This window comes from Mucilaginibacter sp. McL0603 (assembly GCF_049992945.1).
Classification (GTDB): domain Bacteria; phylum Bacteroidota; class Bacteroidia; order Sphingobacteriales; family Sphingobacteriaceae; genus Mucilaginibacter.
Genome location: NZ_CP188251.1, coordinates 786,483 through 808,498 on the forward strand (window position 1 = coordinate 786,483; position 22,016 = coordinate 808,498).

Annotated in this window: 22 protein-coding genes, 2 tRNA genes and 1 pseudogene; 14 read left to right on the plus strand and 11 right to left on the minus strand. The window is 38.1% G+C overall.

Annotation, left to right across the window (positions count from 1 at the left end; genetic code table 11):
* The first annotated feature begins 187 nt into the window (after positions 1-187).
* The 3 genes from ACPPVU_RS03765 to ACPPVU_RS03775 all read left to right on the plus strand — a co-directional run bounded on the left by ACPPVU_RS03765 (position 188) and on the right by ACPPVU_RS03775 (position 3,262).
* Complete coding sequence (locus ACPPVU_RS03765) at positions 188-2,179, plus strand: KUP/HAK/KT family potassium transporter (RefSeq protein ID WP_426670364.1); 1,992 nt, start codon at positions 188-190, stop codon at positions 2,177-2,179.
* 244 nt (positions 2,180-2,423) lie between these two features.
* Positions 2,424-2,735 carry a hypothetical protein gene (locus ACPPVU_RS03770; RefSeq protein WP_426670365.1) on the plus strand — a complete coding sequence of 104 codons (312 nt, stop codon included), beginning with the start codon at positions 2,424-2,426 and terminating at the stop codon, positions 2,733-2,735.
* A gap of 74 nt (positions 2,736-2,809) precedes the next feature.
* Positions 2,810-3,262 (plus strand): 3-oxoacyl-ACP synthase, encoded by a 453-nt coding sequence (locus ACPPVU_RS03775; protein WP_426670366.1) that lies wholly within the window; start codon positions 2,810-2,812, stop codon positions 3,260-3,262.
* Positions 3,263-3,266: 4 nt separating this feature from the next.
* Here ACPPVU_RS03775 and ACPPVU_RS03780 read toward each other — a convergent pair whose 3' ends face one another.
* Together ACPPVU_RS03780 and cysC are read right to left on the minus strand one after the other, a co-directional pair.
* The gene (locus ACPPVU_RS03780) at positions 3,267-4,097 is read right to left on the minus strand and encodes a sulfotransferase (protein WP_426670367.1); all 831 of its coding nucleotides are present in this window, start codon (positions 4,095-4,097) and stop codon (positions 3,267-3,269) included.
* A gap of 25 nt (positions 4,098-4,122) precedes the next feature.
* Positions 4,123-4,719: an adenylyl-sulfate kinase gene (gene cysC / locus ACPPVU_RS03785; RefSeq protein ID WP_426672242.1), complete on the minus strand. Its 597-nt coding sequence runs from the start codon at positions 4,717-4,719 to the stop codon at positions 4,123-4,125.
* Positions 4,720-4,941: 222 nt separating this feature from the next.
* On the opposite strand from cysC, the gene ACPPVU_RS03790 reads away from it, so the two are divergent.
* The 4 genes from ACPPVU_RS03790 (at position 4,942) to ACPPVU_RS03805 (ending at position 6,008) form a co-directional block, all read left to right on the plus strand.
* The gene (locus ACPPVU_RS03790; RefSeq protein ID WP_426670368.1) at positions 4,942-5,346 is read left to right on the plus strand and encodes a response regulator; all 405 of its coding nucleotides are present in this window, start codon (positions 4,942-4,944) and stop codon (positions 5,344-5,346) included.
* A 219-nt stretch (positions 5,347-5,565) separates the two neighbouring features.
* A tRNA-Val gene (locus tag ACPPVU_RS03795) sits at positions 5,566-5,640 on the plus strand.
* A 62-nt stretch (positions 5,641-5,702) separates the two neighbouring features.
* Complete coding sequence (locus tag ACPPVU_RS03800) at positions 5,703-5,942, plus strand: GIY-YIG nuclease family protein (protein ID WP_426670369.1); 240 nt, start codon at positions 5,703-5,705, stop codon at positions 5,940-5,942.
* Positions 5,936-6,008, plus strand: a tRNA-Leu gene (locus ACPPVU_RS03805). The genes ACPPVU_RS03800 and ACPPVU_RS03805 overlap by 7 nt, the downstream gene beginning before the upstream one ends.
* A 145-nt stretch (positions 6,009-6,153) precedes the next feature.
* Here the strand turns inward: ACPPVU_RS03805 and ACPPVU_RS03810 are convergent.
* From ACPPVU_RS03810 to ACPPVU_RS03825, 4 genes are all read right to left on the minus strand, one after another.
* On the minus strand, positions 6,154-6,657 hold the full coding sequence (locus ACPPVU_RS03810; RefSeq protein WP_426670370.1) for a hypothetical protein: 504 nt from the start codon (positions 6,655-6,657) through the stop codon (positions 6,154-6,156).
* A 471-nt stretch (positions 6,658-7,128) separates the two neighbouring features.
* The gene (locus ACPPVU_RS03815; RefSeq protein ID WP_426670371.1) at positions 7,129-7,278 is read right to left on the minus strand and encodes a hypothetical protein; all 150 of its coding nucleotides are present in this window, start codon (positions 7,276-7,278) and stop codon (positions 7,129-7,131) included.
* 32 nt (positions 7,279-7,310) lie between these two features.
* Positions 7,311-7,781: a hypothetical protein gene (locus ACPPVU_RS03820; RefSeq protein WP_426670372.1), complete on the minus strand. Its 471-nt coding sequence runs from the start codon at positions 7,779-7,781 to the stop codon at positions 7,311-7,313.
* A gap of 302 nt (positions 7,782-8,083) precedes the next feature.
* Entirely contained in the window at positions 8,084-9,163 is a 1,080-nt protein-coding gene (locus ACPPVU_RS03825; protein WP_426670373.1) for an acyltransferase family protein, read from the minus strand.
* Between the two features lie 155 nt (positions 9,164-9,318).
* Here ACPPVU_RS03825 and ACPPVU_RS03830 point away from each other — a divergent pair, with 155 nt between their 5' ends.
* From ACPPVU_RS03830 to ACPPVU_RS03840, 3 genes are all read left to right on the plus strand, one after another.
* Positions 9,319-9,918 (plus strand): Crp/Fnr family transcriptional regulator, encoded by a 600-nt coding sequence (locus ACPPVU_RS03830; RefSeq protein ID WP_426670374.1) that lies wholly within the window; start codon positions 9,319-9,321, stop codon positions 9,916-9,918.
* A 124-nt stretch (positions 9,919-10,042) separates the two neighbouring features.
* Positions 10,043-10,900, plus strand: coding sequence for an SDR family oxidoreductase (locus tag ACPPVU_RS03835; RefSeq protein ID WP_426670375.1), 858 nt, complete (start codon positions 10,043-10,045; stop codon positions 10,898-10,900).
* A 25-nt stretch (positions 10,901-10,925) separates the two neighbouring features.
* On the plus strand, positions 10,926-11,342 hold the full coding sequence (locus ACPPVU_RS03840) for a nuclear transport factor 2 family protein (protein ID WP_426670376.1): 417 nt from the start codon (positions 10,926-10,928) through the stop codon (positions 11,340-11,342).
* 220 nt (positions 11,343-11,562) lie between these two features.
* Here the strand turns inward: ACPPVU_RS03840 and ACPPVU_RS03845 are convergent, their stop codons facing one another.
* Positions 11,563-12,267: an alpha/beta hydrolase gene (locus ACPPVU_RS03845; protein WP_426670377.1), complete on the minus strand. Its 705-nt coding sequence runs from the start codon at positions 12,265-12,267 to the stop codon at positions 11,563-11,565.
* A gap of 128 nt (positions 12,268-12,395) precedes the next feature.
* Positions 12,396-13,247: a helix-turn-helix domain-containing protein gene (locus ACPPVU_RS03850; protein ID WP_426670378.1), complete on the minus strand. Its 852-nt coding sequence runs from the start codon at positions 13,245-13,247 to the stop codon at positions 12,396-12,398.
* A gap of 235 nt (positions 13,248-13,482) precedes the next feature.
* On the opposite strand from ACPPVU_RS03850, the pseudogene ACPPVU_RS03855 reads away from it, so the two are divergent.
* A pseudogene (locus ACPPVU_RS03855) lies at positions 13,483-13,587 on the plus strand (FAD-dependent monooxygenase); the annotation flags it as partial.
* 556 nt (positions 13,588-14,143) lie between these two features.
* Positions 14,144-14,440 (plus strand): hypothetical protein, encoded by a 297-nt coding sequence (locus tag ACPPVU_RS03860; RefSeq protein WP_426670379.1) that lies wholly within the window; start codon positions 14,144-14,146, stop codon positions 14,438-14,440.
* Between the two features lie 50 nt (positions 14,441-14,490).
* Here ACPPVU_RS03860 and ACPPVU_RS03865 read toward each other — a convergent pair whose 3' ends face one another.
* Both ACPPVU_RS03865 and ACPPVU_RS03870 read right to left on the minus strand, forming a co-directional pair.
* Positions 14,491-15,876 (minus strand): sigma-54-dependent transcriptional regulator, encoded by a 1,386-nt coding sequence (locus ACPPVU_RS03865; protein ID WP_426670380.1) that lies wholly within the window; start codon positions 15,874-15,876, stop codon positions 14,491-14,493.
* A complete protein-coding gene (locus ACPPVU_RS03870) occupies positions 15,873-18,149 on the minus strand; it encodes a tetratricopeptide repeat-containing sensor histidine kinase (protein WP_426670381.1) in 2,277 nt (758 codons plus the stop codon). The genes ACPPVU_RS03865 and ACPPVU_RS03870 overlap by 4 nt, the downstream gene beginning before the upstream one ends.
* Before the next feature lie 883 nt (positions 18,150-19,032).
* Here ACPPVU_RS03870 and ACPPVU_RS03875 point away from each other — a divergent pair.
* Positions 19,033-19,422, plus strand: a complete 390-nt coding sequence (locus ACPPVU_RS03875; protein ID WP_426670382.1) for a hypothetical protein — start codon at positions 19,033-19,035, stop codon at positions 19,420-19,422.
* A 50-nt stretch (positions 19,423-19,472) separates the two neighbouring features.
* On the opposite strand, the gene ACPPVU_RS03880 is transcribed toward ACPPVU_RS03875, so the two are convergent.
* Positions 19,473-20,414 (minus strand): LysR substrate-binding domain-containing protein, encoded by a 942-nt coding sequence (locus ACPPVU_RS03880; protein WP_426670383.1) that lies wholly within the window; start codon positions 20,412-20,414, stop codon positions 19,473-19,475.
* A 93-nt stretch (positions 20,415-20,507) separates the two neighbouring features.
* Between ACPPVU_RS03880 and ACPPVU_RS03885 the strand changes: the two genes are divergently transcribed.
* Positions 20,508-22,001: a catalase gene (locus ACPPVU_RS03885; protein ID WP_426670384.1), complete on the plus strand. Its 1,494-nt coding sequence runs from the start codon at positions 20,508-20,510 to the stop codon at positions 21,999-22,001.
* Positions 22,002-22,016 lie beyond the last annotated feature (15 nt).

The following is a 22,016-nucleotide window of genomic DNA, read 5'->3' on the forward strand; positions in this document are numbered from 1 at the left end:
TCGCTTTTTATAAATTATACTTTTGTCACTCATTACCCTGTCATAATTATTTGATTTATAATTTATTGACGTTTGTCATAAGGCTCCTGTCATTTTTTATGCGGTAGTTTAGAATTTGTTACAGTAATTAAATTGCTTGCAATAAGTATATTAAATACATTTGCGCGCTTTTTAAGTAGCAATTGATATGACCCCTAATCTTAAAAAAGTTTCAGCAGCCGGTATGCTGATTACCCTCGGAATTATTTTTGGCGACATCGGTACATCGCCATTATATACATTTCAAACACTATTACAGGAAGGCGGTACAGCCGATATAGATTTTGTCTTCGGGGCGATCTCATGCGTATTCTGGACGCTCACCCTTCAAACTACTTTTAAATATATTTTTATCACGCTGCAAGCAGATAATCATGGTGAAGGTGGGATATTCTCACTCTATGCATTGGTGAGGCGCTATGGTAAGTGGCTTGCAATACCAGCTATAGTTGGTGCGGGTACTTTGCTCGCTGACGGTATAATTACTCCACCTATTTCCGTTGCTTCGGCTATTGAAGGATTAGGCCAGGTGCCAAAATTGGCCCATGTAATGATACCGGGCAGCTGGCTCATTATCGGCATTGTGATAGGTATCATTTTGCTCCTGTTCTTCTTTCAGCAATTCGGTACTAAAGTGGTGGGAGCTGCCTTCGGCCCGGTAATGCTGATATGGTTTTTAATGATAGGCACACTTGGTGTATTACAGGTCGCACATTTTCCCTCTGTTTTAAAGGCATTGAATCCTTATTATGGTATACATATGCTTATTAGCCACCCGCGCGGTTTTTGGCTTTTAGGTGCTGTGTTTTTGTGTACTACTGGAGCAGAAGCCTTATACTCAGATCTTGGGCATTGCGGACGAAAAAACATCCAGATGACATGGATATTTGTTAAAACCACCTTAGTGCTTAATTACCTGGGACAAGGCGCATGGGTGCTTTCACAATCAGTAAAGCCTAATTTCGGATATATAAATCCATTTTATGCTATAGTGCCGCATTTCTTTTTAATACCAAGTGTAATCATAGCTACTTTTGCTACCATTATCGCAAGCCAGGCATTAATAAGCGGTTCCTTTACGCTGATCAACGAAGCCATAAGCATGAATTTCTGGCCGCGCATTGCAGTAAAGTACCCATCGAATGTGCGTGGACAAATCTATATACCTGCCATTAACTGGGTGCTTTGTTTTGGTTGTATTGCTGTGATATTATATTTCCAGACATCCTCTGCCATGACAGCAGCCTACGGATTTTCAATCACCATAGCAATGCTGATGACCACCATACTTATGTATTATTACATGCGCTATAAAAGGCATTGGCCAATATGGGTGGTTACCATTATACTTTGCGTATTCATTTCGGTAGAGTTTTCGTTCTTCCTGGCAAACTCTGTTAAGATATTGAAGCGGTTGTTCTTCCTGGTATTTGAATTTGGATTGATATTTACAATGTATATATGGTTCAAAGCCCGTAAGATAAATAATCGTTTCCTGCATTTTATCGATCTGAAAGATCAAATACCTCTTCTAAATGCATTAAGTGCTGATAAAGGCGTATCAAAATATGCTACACATTTGATTTACCTTACTAAGGCTAATAACAGCAAACAAATTGAGCAAAAGGTAATGTATTCTATTTTTAGCCGGAAGCCTAAGCGTGCTGATGTTTACTGGTTTTTACATATAGAACGCACAGATGATCCTTATACGATGGAGTATAGTGTAGAGGAAATTGAACCGGATAAAGTAATAAGGGTAGAGTTTCGTTTAGGATTCAGGATACAACCCCGCGTAAATGTATTGTTCAGAAAAGTAGTTGAAGATATGGTTTCGCGTAATGAGCTGGATATTTTAAGCCGTTATGAATCATTGAAAAAATTTCACATGGCAGCTGATTTCCAGTTTGTGATCATAGAGAAATTTCTTTCCTATAATAATGAATTCAACATCAGCGAAGGATTTATATTAAACAGTTATTTCGCAATTAAGAAATTGGCGCAAAGCGAGGCAAAAGCTTTCGGTTTGGATACCAGCGAAACACGGGTAGAAAAAATCCCTTTAATTGTTAAGCCAGTAAGCAACATAGTTCTGAAACGGGTTGACCCTGAACATAGTTATGGGGGCGAATCTTATTAAGATAAAAGTTATAATAGTCTATATATAAAATACATATATTTTCATATCTATTTGAGATAGTCTCAAAAACTCTTTTATTAAGGTATTTTTGGCCGATTGTGCATTGTAAAGAAACATTACATAGTTGAATTTTTATTGTATATTATATCTATTATAATTATTTTTGTTTATTACAATAATATTATCCCGCACAAGAAAACTACCTAAACAAAAACCAAATACTCTTACAACTGTTACGCTTACTATGGCTCATAATGTATATTTATTGGCAACAGATCCAAATAATCCCTGTCGGGATGTGATCCACTCAAGAGATACAGATTTAAAAGTCAGGGTATTTTGTCTTGAACACGAGGTATTTCATCATGATGCTAATGAAATACAGCTATTCGGGCAGTGTATTGATAAACTATATGTCTTTGAAACTGTAAGCATTGCATCAGACGATGCTTTGGATATAGTGGAAGCTATACAATGGTATGCAGACTATATTGAGTGCCCCGAAATGGAAATTTTACCTGAAGACCCCCGCCAGGGTAGAGATATTGCCATGTAATTTTGGCCCTTACCGCATTATTCAATTTACATCAAAAATATTTTTTACTAATATTACCGAATTTACACGCTACCATGAATGATATAAAGAGGGAATTGTATGGCCTGTGTATTGCCTATGTAAAACAACGTATAGATACTGCGAAACAAGCAATAAATGATGCACAGCAAGCTGCAGGTGAAGAGACTAAAAGCAGTGCGGGAGATAAATATGAGACCAGCAGGGAAATGATACAGCAAGTAACCGACAGGAGCCAGGCCCAGCTGAATGAAGCTAATAAATTATTGATCGCCCTCAATCAGATCAATGTAGATACTGTTTATGAAACTGCCGTACCGGGTAGTTTAATAACAACAAATAATGGCAGATTTTATATCGCTATAAGTGCAGGTGCATTAATATTGAATGGAGATACTTACTTTGCTGTTTCAATGGCTTCCCCGATAGGCTTAAGCTTGAGGGGGCAAAAAGCCGGAGATCAATTCAGCCTGAATGGTAAACAGTACCTTATAGAAAATATTACTTAAAGTGTTAATAGTCTCTTATATATTTTTCAAATTCCTGTTCGATATTTTTTGCTTTTACCAATAGTGCACTATCATGTATAAAAGGAGAAATGTCAACAGGCTTGCTTATTAAGCTTTTGTTGTAAACTTCTTTAAACGGAAAGTAGTTCAGTGCAAATTGCCATGTCTTTGTCAGTGCCGAAAAAACCTTTTTGTCATGCTTTCCAAGTAGCGAATAGTTGATAACGATATAATCTTTTACTGGCAGATCTTCCAGCATATTTAAAATATGTTCATTGTACTCTATCCATATTTTTAAATAACATTCAGCATTATTCTGATAGAACTTTTTTCTTCTGTTCCCTCTTCTGAAATAGAGCCAAACCAGGCGTTGAAAAAGTTTGCGTGACAAGTACTTATTTTCAAATAAGGCAAAATCTCTTTTTAACATAGAGTGAACCACTGATCCATGATCACGCATAATCACCAGGTATTTTGAATCAGGAAGTAATTCTCTGTACAGGTCTAAAAATAAACAAGTCCGGGGCTCTTTCCAACCCCATTGCTTGTAAAGTTGATTCTTAACTTTTATAACGCTTTTTAACCTTTCAAGATGATAGATGGAGATATCTATTTTCTTGTCATAAACATATCCCGAAGAAGGAAAATCATTACTTATTAAAATCTCCTCATGTATTCTTAAAAACTGAACATCTTCAAAATGCCCTTCAACATTTCCCTTTCCGGGTTCTAACAAATGTTCGCCTATTTGTAATCCGCAACGATGCAGCCAGTTTGTAATTAAAGATGTGCCGGAACGGTGCATTCCTACAACCATTAGTGTCTTTGATTGCATATATTTGGGGTATTAGCGCAAAGTATTAAACAGCTGTTGCTATGTGAGCGTATGGATTAGAGGCATAATTTTCCTTTATAATATTTTGCATAATGAATGAATAAACTTCATTAGTACTTTGTCTGATATTCATTGTGCTGGTGTTAATATAAAGATCGGGTGATTCAGGTATCTCAAAAGGGTCATTAATGCCTGTCATATTTGAGATCTTATCAGGATGTCCGTTGGGAAGCAGGGCCTTTTTGTATAAGCCTTTGGTGTCTCTTTTAATAAGCACATCGATATTACAATCGAGATGAATTACTTTAACATTATTGTAGGTATTTACCAGTTCTATGCGGATGGCGTCATAAGGGTTTATGGCACTAACTATGGTAATTATGTGGTGAGAAGAAAATTTATCAGCAATAAATCCCAATCTTCGTATATTCTCGAAGCGGTCTTCCTTTGTGTAACCAAGATCTTTAAACAATCGCTGACGGTACTGGTCGGCATCAATTATTTCTACAGGTATCTCATCTCCTGCCAACTTACTTTTAACTCGCCCGGCTAAAGTTGTTTTTCCGGCCCCGGATAGTCCACAAAAGAGTAGTATCATAGTTTTAGTTTTTAGTTTTTCTATAGTAGTTACTACAACTTTTAAGGGGGTTTAGGTTGTAATAAAAACAGCTGTTAAACGAATAGGCCTACAAATATTGCGTAAGAATCGATAGAAAAGCATTTTGTATCGATTGTTTTACATATAGCTGTATCGCATTGACGTAATACTACGTAGCATTTACCGTGTAAACACTATAGTTTATGTTAACGGACACCTCTAACTTTGAGAAATACCTGGTACACTATGAAGAAAATTATATTTATAGATGATAGTCCGCTCGACCACTTTATTTTGAAAAGAATACTGAAAAGATATAAACTAGCTTATGAGGTTAACTGTACAGAAAATGGTGAAGAAGCAATTAAGTTTTTGGAAAAGCATAAAAATGAATCCGATAGCTTGCCGGATGTTATTTTGCTTGACCTGTATATGCCAAATTTTGATGGGTGGGAATGTCTTGAGAAAATACAACAGGTGTGTCTCACACTGGCTAAGCCTATAAAAATTTACATCTTATCATCCTTCATTAACCCGGAAGATATACAACGTGCCAAACAATATGATTGTGTAAAATCATTTATTTTTAAGCCGATAACCAAAGTGGTGCTTGAAAGGCTGATCAATGAAGAAACAAGAAATATTCTATGAAGAATATTCCAAAAACATCTGTTTTTCCTTGTATAAGAGCATGTATTTTAATTGCAAGTAGCTGCATATCAGTTTTTTTAATAAAATTTCAAATTATTTTTTGACTAATTGAACAGACATCCTATATTTGCAGTCCCAAAACAAGGGAGCTTAGCTCAGCTGGTTCAGAGCATCCCGATTACATCGGGAGGATTACTGGACAAAGAGCCAAAAAACAATGGGAGCTTAGCTCAGCTGGTTCAGAGCATCTGCCTTACAAGCAGAGGGTCACTGGTTCGAACCCAGTAGCTCCCACAAACCCGATAGAAATGTCGGGTTTTTTTATGCATAGAATTTAAATTCCCTGACTATGTATTTTGTTTTACATTCTTTATTCGCCAACCAAGAACAAATATTATGTAGGTTCATGTGAAGATGTAGGCAAAAGACTAATTAAGCATAACACTAATCACTCGGGCTTTACCGGCAAAGCCGGGGACTGGGTTATAAAATGGATAGAACAACATCCTGATAAAATAATTGCCTTAAGGCGCGAAAAGCAAATTAAAGCCTGGAAAAGTAGAATAATGATTGAAAAACTTATTGCAGAAGCCTAGCTCAGCTGGTTCAGAGCATTCCGATTAAAATCGGAAGGGTCACTGGTTCGAACCCAGTAGCTCCCACAACAAAGACCACGTGGTCAGTTTCTTCAAAAGAAGTTTAGAAAGCTCTCGGATTAATTTCTGAGAGCTTTTTTATTTTTGTACTTACAAATTACGGATATAAGCGTCCGAAGAACGGCGTATCGTTCCATTTCATCTTCGGCATTCATTGAGCTCTTTTGATATCAAACCCCTGTAAATAAGATATTTTCCATTTACCACCCACCTTTGTCACATTGAATTTATAGGTAATGGTTTTCCAACCGGGAGATACGTCTTTAGGTAGACTACCCCACGTCCAGTACAATTTTCCACTTTCGCTGTTTAATTCAATAATATGCACATCAACTAGACCGTAAGCGTTAGGATGGTCATAAGGCACTTCCTGACAATTGCACCATGGGTCAGCATCTGTATCGAAACCAAAAGGTGGTATTTCTCCTGTTGAGAAAGGCGCGATCTCCTTATCTTTCATCCGCCTATCGAGTACTTGAATGATTTGGTTGTAGTTATTGATGAACTCTTTAGAAAAAAAACCTGTGGTTTTCAAACTATCATCAACTCCTTTAAGTTTACTCAGATCAAAGCCTGTAACTGTACTAGCCTGTCGATTTATCACAAATGGAAGTAAGTCCGGAACTCCTTTTCCATCCTCCGCCCATACAAGCAAATTACGGATGAGTTTTTGAATCTATTGTTTATCCTTTGTACTGTCCGACGTTGCAGGAGTATTAACTTTCAAAATCGCTTTAACTTGGGTTTCAGTTGCTTTTGGTTTACTGTTTTCATTACAGCCTAATAGGCAAATTATTAAAGCTGAGAAGGCAAATCTTAGACAGGTCATTTTCAATTGGTAAAAGATTTCGACATGTTAATATAGCTTTCTGATTGCAAATCGAGAAACAAACTACAGGATAATCGTCCGAAGTTAATAAAATCAGCATGTTCTGTGGGTTTGTGGTTTTTAAGAATATTCATTTTGATAAGGTATTAATCCGTTAGTGAAGATAGACAATTTGAACCGTTTTCAATTTAAGTCCAAATCCGATAGTCTTTTCAAATCATGAAAGAAATGTTGTGTTATAAATAAAGTCTGCACCACAGACTCGATAGAAATGTCGGGTTTTTTTATGCATAGAATTTAAATCCCCTGACCATGTATTTTGTTTACATTCTTGGGACTTGATGGCTTCACTTTGGCAGTCGATAAGGAATCCTGCTGATACGCCGATGCGCTTAAAGTGGTAAGCGCAAATCGCATGCTACTAACCAATAAGATTTTAGTTTTCATTTGAAAAGATAAGGTTGTGTTTAAATTTAAGATTAAAATGTAGTATCGAAACGCCCTTGATCAATGGTCAGCACATTTCCGGCATCATTGACCATAGTTGCTGAAAATTCTCCTGATACAATACCCTTAACACCATCAAGGTAGGTTACAGTCATCAAGCCCTTCGTGCAATGGTAATGATCGGCGTTATCGATAAAGAGAACAGAATTTCCGCTTGCCGTCAGATCATAACTGCCGGTTGATGATAAACCATAAATACTGAAGACAATGTATTGGTTCAGGTGATTTGCAGCAAGCGAAAATCCGTTTTGAATGTAGGAAGAAAGTGCCGGGCTACTGTCAATGCCTTTGCTTTTGGGCAGCCAAAGTTGATTGTTTAAATAAAAACCAAAAGTATTTTTCCCTTCATGCGTCTCGGCAGGCAGAGAAGGAGGCACAACTTTTGGTTTAAAACAACTGGAAAAAACGATACAGATCGAAATTCCGAGGAGGAATAGTTTCATGGGTAAGTTGATTAGGTTTAAGTAAAGTTGTTATTTTAATAATTCTATATCCTAAAGTTAACTAAAAATCCAATAAAAAAATCGGCGTAACTATCTTAAGGCTTTCTAAGTCCGCGGTGAGATTATGCATCGGACAGATCATGCGTCCATTCTTTTCAGGCACGTGACAGCCTACAAAAGCGGAATGGTGGAGCTATGTTACGAAATAAAAAAATAATAGAATGTTCCAATAGGGCTTCTATGGAATTCTGCTAAGCCCTCAGGAATTCATGAAGGCTTTTATTATTATTACATATTACTGATTAGCCCTGTTTCCTTTTACTTGTCAAATATCTTCGGACGGGAATATCATAAGTTACTATTACCAACCAGGCTATGCCAAGCAAAAGAATTAGGCCTGTTATGATGATGTATGATAGTTGTGCTGTGCCGGGTTTATGACTGCTGTAATAATTCCCAAACATCCACATCACTGCATAGTGTGTCATATATAAGGGATAGGATATCTTACCAAAAAAAACACAAAGTTTTTTAAGCCCTTCGGTTAGCGTAGCTCCAGCTCCTAAGGCAATCAATAATGGAAAATAGAATAAAACAACCATTGGCTCTGTTAGCCAGTTCCATTTTGAAAAGGGCATGATGAATGCTAAAAACAATAATACAGCCAGGCCTATAAAACCTAATTTATTTTTAATGATCCATTTAGAGCGATAAACAAATAATCCTGCTAAAAATGAAAAGGAAATACGGGCGCCGCCATCCCAAAAGGTTCCTCCGCTCCATCCGCCCATCAAATTCCCGGCGCGATAACAAACAAAACAAAGTGCTATTGCTGAAAGTATAGTCAACAAAATCAACCATCTGCGGCTGATCTTGTAAAGGATAAAAGCATAAAAAATATTGGCAACGTATTCCCAAAATAATGACCACGCAGGTGCATTAAAACTAAACAGGTTAAAAGCACGATCGCTCACTATCGGTAAAGGAATGAGAAAAATGGAGGTAAGGAATACCAAAATAATTTTGCCTGTACTGTATAATTCAGGGTGACCGCCAAATGGATCGAATAGGAAAGCCAGTAAACCTAATACCGAACCTAAAATAACTAAAGGATGGAGTCTTATCAACCTTGATTTAAAGAACTCCCAAAATCCCATCTCGCTAATGCGATCATCATAAGCATATCCAATAACAAAGCCTGACAAACAGAAAAAGAAGTCGACAGCTAAAAATCCGTGCCCGATAAAGTTTTTGCTATAATCTGAATAAACAATTTCCATAAAATGGAAAGTCACGACTGACAAGGCGGCTATTCCTCTTAATCCATCAAGTATTTCAAAATGTTGTTTAGTTTTTAGAATGTTAGGGTTTAGTTGATTCATTTTTGGCAATAGTACGTTTATGTTGAGTCGGCTTCAAGATTACCTAATAATAATAAGTCCACAAAATTTTTGGACAAAGCGTTATCTCAATCAAGAGCCAGACTAATTATAACAGGCGTCCACAAGGGCATTTTTCATATAAATTGTTACTACTTTTGAGCAATCAAATTAATAGCGTGTACGAGGCTTTTAAGAAATATATCGATACTAAGATCCCATTAACGGAGCAGCAGAATGATCGCATTCAATCGCTTAGTATTGTTAAAAAGCTGCGCAAAAAACAATATTTGCTACAGGAAGGTGATACCTGGAAATATCACGCCTTTATAACTAAAGGATGTCTGCGCACTTATTCGGTTGATGAAAAGGGGCTGGAGCATATTATCTATTTCGGTATTGAAAACTGGTGGATCGGGGATAAGGAAAGCCTGATGCTTAATCAACCCAGCAGATACAATATTGATGCTGTGGAAGACAGCGAAGTGGTATTATTTTCCAACTCTAATTTTGAATTGATCTGCAGGGAAGTGCCACCTTTTAACGATATGGTGAACGCGATCATGCAAAGAAGTTTTGTCGCATCCCAAAGCCGCATACAGGTAGCCATCAGCTATACAGCCGAAGAAAAGTATCTTAATTTCCTTAACAAATATCCGGGTTTTGCCACACGCATACCACAAAGCATGATTGCCTCCTACCTGGGCGTCACTCCCGAAACCCTGAGCCGGGTACGCAATCTGTCGGCTAAAAAATAGCTGTCTTGACCGCATTCTGATTGATATTTATCAATTTCTTTCTTACGATATGTCAATGTGCAGGATTTTCTGATACTGCAACTTTGTAGTGTTCAATAATTAATAACAATTAAAAATCATAAACATGTCAAAGACAATTTTCATCACAGGAACAAGCACCGGCTTCGGTAAGTTAACTGCCATAACATTAGCAAAAGCTGGTCACAGTGTAATAGCCGGCATGCGCGGAGTAAACGGGAAAAATGAAGACGCTGCAAAAGAACTATCAGCCTTATCTAATATTGAGGTAGTAGAAATAGATGTTACCAGCGATACTGCTGTTAAAGAGGCATTCGAAAAGGTGCTGACCAAATATGGCCATATTGATGTGCTTGTCAACAATGCTGCTGTTAGTGGCTTCGGTTTGCTGGAAGGTTATTCGATAAATCAGGTAAAGGCTATGTTCGAAGTAAACTTTTATGGTGTGCTGCGCACTTATCAGGCTGTATTACCCGCTATGCGTAAAGCTAAAAATGGCCTGATCATTAATCTTACTTCTGGCGCCAGCGGTCATACACTGCCATTTATGATCCCTTACCTGGCATCCAAATTTGGTGTAGAGAGCATAACAGAGGGATTGCAGGACGAGCTTAGCGAATATGGTATCGAAAACGTCAGCATACAGCCAGGGGTTTATCCAACCGAAATGAATAATGGCAACAAGGCAGGTGTACACGCAGATAAAGCAGATATCATTGCAGAATATGGAGACGCTGCTGCACAGAAATTTAACGCCCTCGGCACCGCCTTATTTAGTAAAATGGCTGAATTTAAAATGGATCCTCAAACCATTGCAGACGGTATACTGGAATTGGTTAACATGAAAACGGGGTCAAGGCCATTACGTTTCCCTCTGGACGCTGTTGCACAGGGTACCGACCAGGAATTTATTGATGCAAGAGCTGCGATCAAAACAAAATGGCTGGCTAAATACAATAATTAATTATTCGATATTAAAATAAAGCACAATGAAAACTGCAAAAGAATTACTGCTCGGCTATTTGGAACATATTAATAATCCGGATGAAGCTATTAAGCTTTTTGCCGACGACGCCATGATAGAGCTCCCTTATCTGGCAAGTTTAGGTTTGAATTATCAAATGAAAGGCAAGGAAGTAATTTATAACTTCCTTAAAAATCTGCCGGATACATTTACCAATTTTAAATTCCAGAATATCCAAATACATATTGATACGCCCGATCAGGTATTTGGAGAATATGAGGTTAATGCTATCGTAAATTCCACTTCAAAACCTTATCATCAATTATACATGGGACGATTAGTAGCCGAAGATGGGAAGATCAAATTATTGCGGGAAGCTTTGGATATGATTGTTGTAGCAAGGGGAATGTTTCCGGATGGATTGCCACAACTTCCGTTATAACCAAACAGGTTACGTACTGATTGGCCAGATCATTACTAAATTAAGCGGCATGCATTTAACTAAGTTTATTGAAGAAAGACAGTTTAAAGTAGCCGGAAAATAAAAATGCAGCAGAGCGGATAAAAATACTTTCGGTCAATTAATATTTACCCCGCTTAAACAAAAAATACCGCATGCCGGTACCGGCATGCGGATCAAATAGATGCATCACAAATAAAAATTAAACTTCTACTGATGCGTTTTCAGCCGCTTCGATAATAACACTTGCAACGATCTCAGGCTGCGACATGAAGATCACGTGACTACCTTTAACTTCGGTTACCTGCGTGTTCGAACGGCTGTACATATGTCTTTGTATATCAGGATTAATGCTTTTATCTTCGGTAGCGATCAGGCCATAGGTCGGTTTGTGCCGCCAGGCTGCATCAGTAATCGGGCTTACAAAGCCTTTAGCATAAAACGCTCCCTGTGAGGCATACATAAACGCTGCTTCATCAGCATCTATATCAGCACAAAAGCCTGCATGGTATTTATCTTTATCATAGTATACGATGCCTTTCTCATCCGGAGGAAGTACGCCGTTCTCAGGTGCAGGCGGAGCTGTTTGCAGCCATTGCAGTGCAGACTCGCCGTTGTCAGGCTGAAATGCAGCTATATAAACCAGCGCAACAACATTTGGGTGGTTACCGGCTTCAGTGATTACAGCGCCGCCCCATGAATGTCCGGCAAGGATTGCCGGGCCGCCGATCCTGTCCAAAGCAACGTGTGTTGCCAAAACGTCGTCTTCAAGTGAAGTTAAAGGGTTCTGTACAACTGATACGTTATACCCCTTTTTAGTTAATTCGTTAAAAAGCGCTCTAAAGCCGGAACCGTCTGCGAATGCACCGTGAACAAGCACTACATTCTTTACATTTGAGTTTTTCATTGTTTGTCAGTTTTGTTTGTTTGAATGGTTTATTTAATGCCTCTGGCTAATGATCATTGCATGGCATTACAAAACAACAAAGCGCGACGCGCTCAAACAATGCAGGAAAGAAAGGAAACTGTGGACAATTAGCGGTTTTTGTCCCTGAATGCCTGGGGAGAGATTTTTTCAGACTTGGTAAACACCCTGGTAAAATAAGCCTGATCGCTGTAACCGAGTTCATAAGCTATAGTTTTTATAGTCTTATCGGTATAAAATAATAAACGTTTGGCCTCTATGGTAATCATGTGTTGAATCCAATAGCTTACAGTCTGACCGGATGTTAATTTTATCGCTTCGTTTAAATAAGGGGTGGAAACCTTTAATTGTTGTGCATATTCGGAAGGACTTTTCAAGCGCTTATAATTAAGAAACAGTAAACTTTTAAATTCATTGGTCAGGGTAATGGCTCTCGAATCTTTCTTATCATGTTTTTGCATAACTAAAAACTCTTCTGTAAACATACCTGCAACCGCATCGATGAAGCCGCGCTTGATATGTTGTTTAAATACGTTATTACAGAGATCCTGTGTAATATCTGCAAATAAGGTAAGACAGGATCTCATCCGCTCTGCTTTAGTAAAGCTTACAGATGTTGGAACCTGAGCAAAACAGCTTTCATTTAATACTGACTTAAACACGTCGCTGACTAAGGAAGGATCAACCGCGATAACGCATACGTCCCCTTCGGAATCGACATGTTGATGAATTTGTCCAGGGAGGATAAAATAGACTGTTTTTTTCGGAATAAAGATCTCATGGAAGTCAACGATTAGCTTTAAGAATCCTTCGTATGCAAAGACAAAAAGGAAGTCTGTATCTCTGTGAGGTATCTTGACAAAATGATCGGCGCCGATTTTGTCGTAATTCACTATCTGCACACCATTGGCTTTTACCTCATCAAGGATGATCGTGGGGACAAGCATTTTATCTCTGTTCATGGCAATCCTGGTAAAAGCTGAATTCAGAAGCAGCGAAAAGTCGTTGGCTGTCATACCAGACGGCTCGTATTTTGAAACTCAAATCTAATTTACGATTTATCCGTATTATTCAGCTTGTGGTCGGTATCATCACTGCTCGAATCCAGTCGCCCCAAAAAATCTTCAATATTTCTGAGAACTTTTTTATTCTTTTTATGTGCTGTTCGTCTATCCTATTATAAATATTGCATAAAGCATGAACGCAATTAAAGACAAAAACATAGCGATAATAGGCGGTGGGCCGGGAGGACTGACGTCGGCGAGAATTTTACAGATGAACGGTGCTGATGTGAATGTGTACACAGGCCAAATTAACAATTACACCAACGGCGTGTTTGAAGTAGGTCTCAAACTGAAGCTAGTCGACCCTTGAAATACGTATAATTATTTGATTATCAATAATTTGTTAATGGTAATTGGGTTTATAATCTGCAAGTTTTCCTGATACGTCAGACTGCTAAGGAAATTATCCGCTGAAATCTATAACAATGAACTGGCTCTGTTTGAGCGGGTGTTGCAATGTATCAGCAAAGGCGTCCCCAGTTATTTTTATTGAATCTGGTTTTATCTGCTTTTTAAAGCGCGACTATATTGATAGTATGCAAAGGTGCTGCCATTTATTCCGCTTGGAATGGGCCGGCTTAAACCAAGAGTTGCGGGCTGATTTTCGCCCAATGCTAACTCTATCGATATTTCAATACAAATCGACGATATATCATTATTGTTTTACCTTACAACTATTTATATAATTTATTATCAGATACTTAAAACAGTGGCATGATATTTACATACCATTAAAAAGATTTGTTGTTAAGATGAATGGTTCATAAAATCACGTTGGTTTAAAAAGTAAAAAAATGAACACCTATGCTCTTTTAATCAAAACCAGGAAAGTTAATGCCGGGGTAACGCAAAAAGTAATAGATCTGCATCATCAGGGTTATGTTTTTGATTTCTATTTGTCAGATCATCAAAAAATCTCATGCTTACAAGATAACCAATGCTTTTCCTTTGACAACGTTGAAATTGAGGTCATAGACCAGGTCTATGATCAATTTAGCCGTTCGTTCAAATATATTCACACCATAAAAACCTGGTGCGGAGCAATGGGTTTGCTGCTTACAGATACCATTTGTTTCGTTGGTACGGCCTAAAACAAGTCTGATACAGGCCATAACTGCTTCCTCAATTTAAAAAAACAGGATCAGGTTGTAATCGCTTTATCCCTGTATATACCGAGTTTCTTGATTTTTGAATTAAGTGTTGATACCTTAATCCTTAATATTTCGGCTGCACCACCCCGACCTGACACTTTCCATCCGCATTTTTCCAGTACCATTAATATATGATCACGTTCTATTTCTTCAATAGTTTTAACTTTCTCTTTATCATGAATGTTCACTAATTTTTTAAAATTCTCGGGTAAAATTAAGGAGTTAATTAAAGTGCCCTTGGCAAGCAAAACGCTTCTTTCCATCAAATTTTCTAATTCCCTGACATTTCCCGGCCAGGAATAGCTTAGCATTTTCTTAGTAATATCATCGGCAAAACCAGTTATTGACTTACCTGACCGTTGTGCAAAGAGGTTTATGAAATGAGTACTCAATAATAAAATATCTTCTTTACGGTCACGCAGGGGGGGTAATAAGATAGGAAAAACGTTAAGCCTGTAATACAGGTCCATCCGGAAACGCCCTGCTGCTATTTCTTCCTCCAAATTACGATTGGTCGCGGCGATAATGCGAACATTAATTTTTTTGGTTTGGCCCCCTATCCGTTCAATTGTTTTACTTTGTAATACACGAAGAAATTTCACCTGCAAATCCGGGGGCAGTTCCCCAATTTCATCTAAAAAAATAGTCCCCTCATCGGCTTCTTCAAATTTACCAATTCTTCTGTTCATGGCCCCGGTAAAAGCGCCCTTTTCATGCCCGAATAGTTCCGATTCAATCAGGTTTGAAGGTAACGTAGCACAGTTAACAATAACCATCGGTTTTGCGCACCGTTCGGACAGGCTGTGAATACGTTCGGCAATGAGCTCTTTTCCTGTGCCGCTTTCCCCTAAAACAAGCACTGAAGTATTTGAGGGGGCGACAATTCTAATATTCTCCAAAACATCATGCATTTGCTGACTACGTCCAAGGATCATTAGTTCCTTTCCTTTTAGCAAATCTGGTGGAGTTTTTGAAGGGACATTCTTCATTTTTATTATCTCCATCCTTTCCTGGTGAAGGTACCAGGCAACATCGAGCATTAGCAAAACATCTTTTTCTCTAAAAGGCTTAACGAGGAAACCATAGGGCTTTGTCAATTTAGCATCATCCAGTGTTTGCTTATGCAAATTTGCAGATATAAACACAAATGCAATATTTTTGGTATTCAAAGATTTCGCAAGATCGATTCCTGTCAATTTACCTTGTAAAAATATATCCAGCAAAACCATATCCGGCCTTTCATTATTGATAATTTCCAACGCTGTTGCAACTGAGCGGGCTACCGGGCAAACCTGATAGCCTGCACGTTCAAGTATCCGCTCCAGATTAGCAGCTTCAATAAACTGATCTTCTACAATAAGAATTTTGGCCTTCATATACTAACCTCCGTTTCTTTCAAGAATGGTAATGGTTCATTATGTTCATATAAAGTATCTTTTTTAAATACGACGACTATTTTTGTTCCTCCATCATTTTGAAAATTTATTTCGGCGTTTATATCTTGACTAAGACCTTTCATCAGTTTCATACCTAACGAACCAATTTTATCATCCCTGGTACCAGGTTGTATCCCTTTCCCATTGTCGGTAATTATAACGGTAATCTCATCGGCTACCTGATACATTTGGATCGTAATTAAGCCCGGAGCATTTGGAGAAAAAGCATATTTAATTGAATTAGTTACAGCTTCATTGATAATCAGACCTAATGGCATAGCCTGCGAAATCCCTAGTTTCAAAGATTGAATGTCAAGGCTGAAGTGGATTTGCTGATCAATCCCGAAACTATCGCTCATGTAACTAACCAACTCAGAAATGTATACCGGCATATTAACAGTTTTTACATCGTCCGTGAGATATAACTTTTGATGAATTAATGACATAGCATATATACGGTGCTGGCTGATTTCTATCGCCTTTAAAGCGTCGTTTTCCAGATATGCAGCCTGATACTCCAGCAAACTGATTATGGTGTGCAAATTATTTTTTACACGATGATGTACTTCTTTTAACAACCATTCTTTTTGAGCCAGCAATTGCTCTAATATGTGATTTTTCTGCGTGATCACCATGTTGTTCTGTTGTTTGAGCCTGAATTGACGATAAAATAATCCGACAATAATAAAAAGCAATACGATCCCGACAATGGTAACATTTTTTATCACATCATCTCGCTGAAGATTGCCCTTTTGAATTTGATTTTTTTGCCTTAACAGCCTTATATCCTGATCTTTTATTTTAAGGTCGCTTGTTTTTTTCTGTGTTTCATATTGTACTTGCAGCTGCGCTATCTGTTTGCTCTTAGTTTCATTGAACAAAGAGTCATTTATCTTTTGTGATTTTAACAAATTATAAACAGCAGATTTGTAATTATGCTGTGCAGTGTCAAGGCCAAACCACGAATTGTAATTATGGGAGATTCTAACGGGATCTCCAATTTTCTGAGTTAAGGATTTATTTTTTATCAAATAAGAAAGAGCCAAAGGATATTGTTTAGAGGCTTTATAATATCTTATCAGCATAACGTAAATATTAGTCCGGTCCAAATCATCCAGATTCGGACGTTTAACTATTTCCAATAGTTTATCACAGTAAGGCTGGGCTTGCTTATAATTTTCAAGTTGAATATAAATCATTAAATAGCCACTGATGATCCCATAACCCATCGCCGTATTGTTATAATTTCGATACCTTGTCGTTACCCCGTTTAAGAGATGCAGGGCATCCAGCGGTTTGTTAAGCCGTACATAAGTATCTACAAGGTTTGTTGTTATTAGAATGATATTATATTGATCTTTATATTTTTCTGCAATTGCCAGTGCGTTTTTGAAATAATTTACTGCCTTTTCCCTGTTCTCCAATTCCAAAAATATTAATGCAACTGTATTGTTTATTTCACAGGTCTGCATGGTTGTATCTTTCACACTTTCGGCAGTTTGCAGTGCCATTAGTTCGAAATTTAAGGCCTGTTTAAAGTCTCTCAAGTCATAATAAACTCTCCCCAATAAATCATATACCCCCTGTACCTGGCCATAATGAATTGACTTATATATCTGCAAAGACTGTTCAAGTTCTTTCAAAGCTTTCGCATTCTCGAGGTTGATATTATGTAATTCTGCAAGCTTTTGAAGGCTGTACGCTTCATCTTGCAAGTGCCCTGACTGTTTAAATGATTTCACAGCCTGTTCTGTTAGCTGTATCATTACCGTTAATTGCCTTCTGTCGTTATAATCATAATATTGAGCTAAGTTCAAAAAGGCTTTACCCAAATGAAATCTATCTTTAACACCGCTTAAAATCCGAATAGCTTGCTCAACTAAGTCCTTCCCTGTTTTTGTTTGTCCTTTTTCTCTTTCGAGGTAGGCTTTTACCAAAACAATATATCCATAAATATCTGTTGACTTTTCTTTAACATTTAACCGTTCGGCCTGATTAATAAATGTTGCTGCACTATCCAAATCAGCCTTGTATTCACCAGGCTTAAATATTTGATACTCCGCTAATTTTAATAATGAATTAATACGGGTTGCATGGTCGCTGCTCGTGTTCAAAGTGCGCCGCAGAGAATCAGCTTCATGCCTTGATATATTTTGCCCATCAGCATACCAGAATATAAACAGCAAAATAATAATTGTTATTAACCTTTTCATTTACCAGGGAATTGTAATCAATCAGCATTATTATCGCTTTTAAAGCTTAAGGCCTAATAAAATTAGCAGTGCTTATAAAAGCATTTAAATCGGCGTTAAAAAAGGTAAGGAAGGTAAACATCCTGAAATACAGTAATATACATTTTAGCGAGCCTGTCTAAAGCACTAATTTAAACAAAACATTAATCACAATATAATTTTTACTGAAATTTTATACTAATTAAAAATAACCGGATGATAAGCACAAACAATTTGAATACTTATGGAAATAAACATGCAAAAAAGGTTTTTTGTTGTTTTATAACAGTTTGCATGCCATCAATTCACAATTTTGTCAAAGCCACATAAAACAGCTAAGCTTCCCTGCCTCACTCAATTGTCGACATAGGAATAAAAAAAATGAAATATCGCTACCAGACCAAAATAAAAACAATTTAACTTATTGATTAGTAAAAACTTAATTCGGTGGCACCATCTTTGAATTTTCAACTGGGTTGCAACACGGTTGTATCGTGATACCAAAAACGATAACCACTTGGAAAAGGTGTACCAAGCTGAACCCAAATAGGGGAATGGGACGATAGATATAACTGAATATTGCATGGTTGAGCCGCAAATAAGTTATTACCTATTAGTTAGCATAGCGATGTCTAAAAAACTGTTATAAACCAGTGAAAATCAAACCGCACAAATAAATTTTGACCCGGAAATCCGAGAAAAAACGCGACAACTTAAAATTTAGAAAAACAAGACAGGAGATTATGTACAAATGCAGTAGCCCTGCTGGTCAATACGTAAGCTATTTTATTGCTTTCCAGATTTATACCATAGATAAAATTGTTCTGAATAAGGCTTTTATAATAAACTTTTAAATAAATACGACATGGACATACTTGAATTATCACCCGATCCAGAAAAAGTGCGAAAAAGTAATATCGTGCAATTTAGAACGATGGAATACAAGCCAGTTGTTTCTTTTTCAAGAAGAAGCAAAGAGGCTATGGCGGATAAGGCAAAGACCAAATGGTTTGCCAAATATATGCTGGAAAATTTAACAGTCAAAGAAGCCCTTATTCGCGGATCTTTAGCTATGGTAATACCTGTGCTTTCAGCCATCGATTGGAATTGCAGAACGCATACAATGCTTTACATTGCACCAATCTTATTTTATTTCGAAGTAACCGTATTTACAATGACCTGCCCGGTTAAATCATTGTTGCGAAAATACAGACAATCATCAGTTAATGACCTAAATAACGGGTCAATTTATTAATCAGGAAATGAACCAAAATTTGATCAGTTCGGAAATAGCCCCTGAATCGATCACAAAGTGACAGGAATAACATTGTTGCTTTGGTTAGACTTGATTTTTTCAGGAATAGCAAGCAATATTTCTTTTTTTACCAATTCGATTAACTTTCCTTTGATAAAGTCGCGATGAACTACTGCGCTTACCTCTCTCATAGGTGCAGGCCTTGAAAATTGCCATACCTGGGCGAGCTGATCTTCGGTCATATCTGTAGTTGCAAGTTCAGGAAGAATCGTGATACCATCATTGGTATCCACCATGCGGCGCAGCGTTTCAATACTTCCTGATTCATACCTCACACCACATCCATCGTTATTTGCTTTTTTCAGCTCACAAAGATTTTCTATCTGGTTTCTGAAGCAATGCCCTTCTTCGAGCATCCATAACTTAGCCGGATCGATTTCGCATGGAAGAATATAGGTTTTCTTATTTTTGGCATTTCTCTTTGAAACAAAAGCCATTAGCTCTTCATAAAACAAAGGATATTCTTTAATTCCTGGCTCATCCAGTGGTGTCACCAGCAGCCCCATATCAATTTTCCCCTGGCGCAAATTTTCTGTAATCATAGCTGTCGTCATTTCGCTGATCACTAATTTAACGCGGGGGTATTTTTCCGTGAATGATTGCATAAACAAGGGCAGAAGGTACGGTGCAAGGGTCGGTATTATACCTACCTTCAATTCACCTGATATAATGCCTTTCTTTAAATTTACGATTTCATCCAAAACGGCCATTTCGGCGATGATTTTGCGGGCCTGTTCAATAAGTTCGGCTCCTACTTCGGTTGGGATAAGGGGCTGCTTGCTCCTGTCAAATATCCTGACACCTAATTCATCTTCCGCCTTTTGCAATTGCATGCTAAGCGTAGGTTGCGACACAAAACAATTCTCCGCAGCACTGACAAAATGCCGATAAGTATCTATTGCAATTATATACTTCAATTGAATAATGGTCATACTTATAAATTTTTCTTATGATGTTTCAAATTTAATTGATTTGATTGATATTTTAAAATCAACCACATTTGCTCAGCATTAAAAAATAGAGATATGAGCGACAACAGAAAATTAACCACCGCCTCGGGGATACCTTACTATCATCATGAGGACACACAAAGCGTAGGTCCGCGGGGACCGCTTTTACTGCAGGATTTCATTTTGCACGAAAAAATGGCCCACTTTAACCGGGAACGTATACCTGAAAGAATTGTGCATGCCAAAGGATCCGGTGCCTATGGCACATTCACGGTCACCAATGACATAACCCGCTATTCAAGGGCAAAAGTGTTCAGTGAAGTTGGTAAGCAAACCGGTATTTTTCACCGTATGTCTACTGTCGGTGGTGAAAAAGGGAGTGCAGATTCTGAGCGCGACCCACGTGGGTTTGCTTTAAAGTTTTATACAGAAGATGGCAATTGGGACCTGGTTGGTAATAATACGCCTATCTTTTTTATTAAAGACCCCAAGAAATTTTCTGACTTTATCCATACACAAAAACGCGACCCCTATACCAATTTAAAAAGCGCCACTATGGTTTGGGATTTTTTCGGCCTTAACCCAGAAAGCCTGCACCAGGTTATGTTTTTAATGAGCGACCGGGGCACACCATATGGCTTCCGCCATATGCACGGGTACGGTAGCCATACCTACAGCATGGTAAACAGCAACAATGAAAGGGTTTATGTCAAATTCCATTTCAAAACCCAACAGGGAATCAGGAATTTGAATGGAGAGCAAGCCGATCAGCTGCGGACCGACCCGGATTACGCGCAAAGAGATCTGTTAACAGCTATTGATAACGGAAACTTCCCCCGCTGGACGATGAATATCCAGGTGATGACAGTCGAACAATCAAAAGCACATCCGTTTAACCCGTTTGATCTGACCAAAACCTGGAGCCAGAAAGACTATCCATTAATTGAAGTAGGAACAATTGAATTGAACGAAAACCCGCAAAACTATTTTGCTGAAGTGGAACAAGCAGCATTTGCACCGGCTCACGTAGTTGACGGCATAGGCTACTCTCCGGACAAAATGCTGCAGGGGAGGATATTGTCTTATCCCGATGCACAAAGATACCGTTTGGGCGGAAATTATGAGCAGATTCCGGTAAACCGCTGTCCGTTCATGGTTAGCAATTACCAGAGAGACGGGCAAATGCGCGTGGATGGAAATGGGGGCAAAGGGCCGAACTATTTCCCCAACAGTTTTGATGACATCAAACCAGACGCAAGCTACATTGCGCCTCCAGAAATATTAGATTCCAATATTGCCGATTGGTATGACCGCAATGGTGAAGGTGAAAACGATCATTACACCCAACCAGGTATATTTTTCCGCGAAGTATTGGGAGATGAGGATAAAAAGCACCTGATCAGCAATATTGTCGGAGCAATGTCTGGCATAGATGGCCCAAAACGCGACTTGATCGTTAACCGCCAATTATGTCATTTCTTCAGGGCTGATATTCAGTTAGGAATGGCCATTGCACAGGGCCTGGGCATTAATCTTGCGGATGTTATGCCGCAGGAGCGGCATGCTTAATTTACAAAAAAATAA

Bases quoted from the DNA above. Each gene is read 5' to 3' on its own strand.
- ACPPVU_RS03820 (WP_426670372.1), bottom strand. From the start codon at position 7,781: ATGAAACTATTCCTCCTCGGAATTTCGATCTGTATCGTTTTTTCCAGT.
- ACPPVU_RS03765 (WP_426670364.1), top strand. From the start codon at position 188: ATGACCCCTAATCTTAAAAAAGTTTCAGCAGCCGGTATGCTGATTACC.
- ACPPVU_RS03885 (WP_426670384.1), top strand. From the start codon at position 20,508: ATGAGCGACAACAGAAAATTAACCACCGCCTCGGGGATACCTTACTAT.
- ACPPVU_RS03825 (WP_426670373.1), bottom strand. From the start codon at position 9,163: ATGAATCAACTAAACCCTAACATTCTAAAAACTAAACAACATTTTGAA.
- ACPPVU_RS03770 (WP_426670365.1), top strand. From the start codon at position 2,424: ATGGCTCATAATGTATATTTATTGGCAACAGATCCAAATAATCCCTGT.
- ACPPVU_RS03860 (WP_426670379.1), top strand. From the start codon at position 14,144: ATGAACACCTATGCTCTTTTAATCAAAACCAGGAAAGTTAATGCCGGG.
- ACPPVU_RS03845 (WP_426670377.1), bottom strand. From the start codon at position 12,267: ATGAAAAACTCAAATGTAAAGAATGTAGTGCTTGTTCACGGTGCATTC.
- ACPPVU_RS03840 (WP_426670376.1), top strand. From the start codon at position 10,926: ATGAAAACTGCAAAAGAATTACTGCTCGGCTATTTGGAACATATTAAT.
- ACPPVU_RS03780 (WP_426670367.1), bottom strand. From the start codon at position 4,097: ATGCAATCAAAGACACTAATGGTTGTAGGAATGCACCGTTCCGGCACA.
- ACPPVU_RS03865 (WP_426670380.1), bottom strand. From the start codon at position 15,876: ATGAAGGCCAAAATTCTTATTGTAGAAGATCAGTTTATTGAAGCTGCT.
- ACPPVU_RS03790 (WP_426670368.1), top strand. From the start codon at position 4,942: ATGAAGAAAATTATATTTATAGATGATAGTCCGCTCGACCACTTTATT.
- ACPPVU_RS03835 (WP_426670375.1), top strand. From the start codon at position 10,043: ATGTCAAAGACAATTTTCATCACAGGAACAAGCACCGGCTTCGGTAAG.
- ACPPVU_RS03875 (WP_426670382.1), top strand. From the start codon at position 19,033: ATGGACATACTTGAATTATCACCCGATCCAGAAAAAGTGCGAAAAAGT.
- ACPPVU_RS03850 (WP_426670378.1), bottom strand. From the start codon at position 13,247: ATGAACAGAGATAAAATGCTTGTCCCCACGATCATCCTTGATGAGGTA.
- ACPPVU_RS03815 (WP_426670371.1), bottom strand. From the start codon at position 7,278: ATGAAAACTAAAATCTTATTGGTTAGTAGCATGCGATTTGCGCTTACC.
- ACPPVU_RS03870 (WP_426670381.1), bottom strand. From the start codon at position 18,149: ATGAAAAGGTTAATAACAATTATTATTTTGCTGTTTATATTCTGGTAT.
- ACPPVU_RS03775 (WP_426670366.1), top strand. From the start codon at position 2,810: ATGAATGATATAAAGAGGGAATTGTATGGCCTGTGTATTGCCTATGTA.
- ACPPVU_RS03880 (WP_426670383.1), bottom strand. From the start codon at position 20,414: ATGACCATTATTCAATTGAAGTATATAATTGCAATAGATACTTATCGG.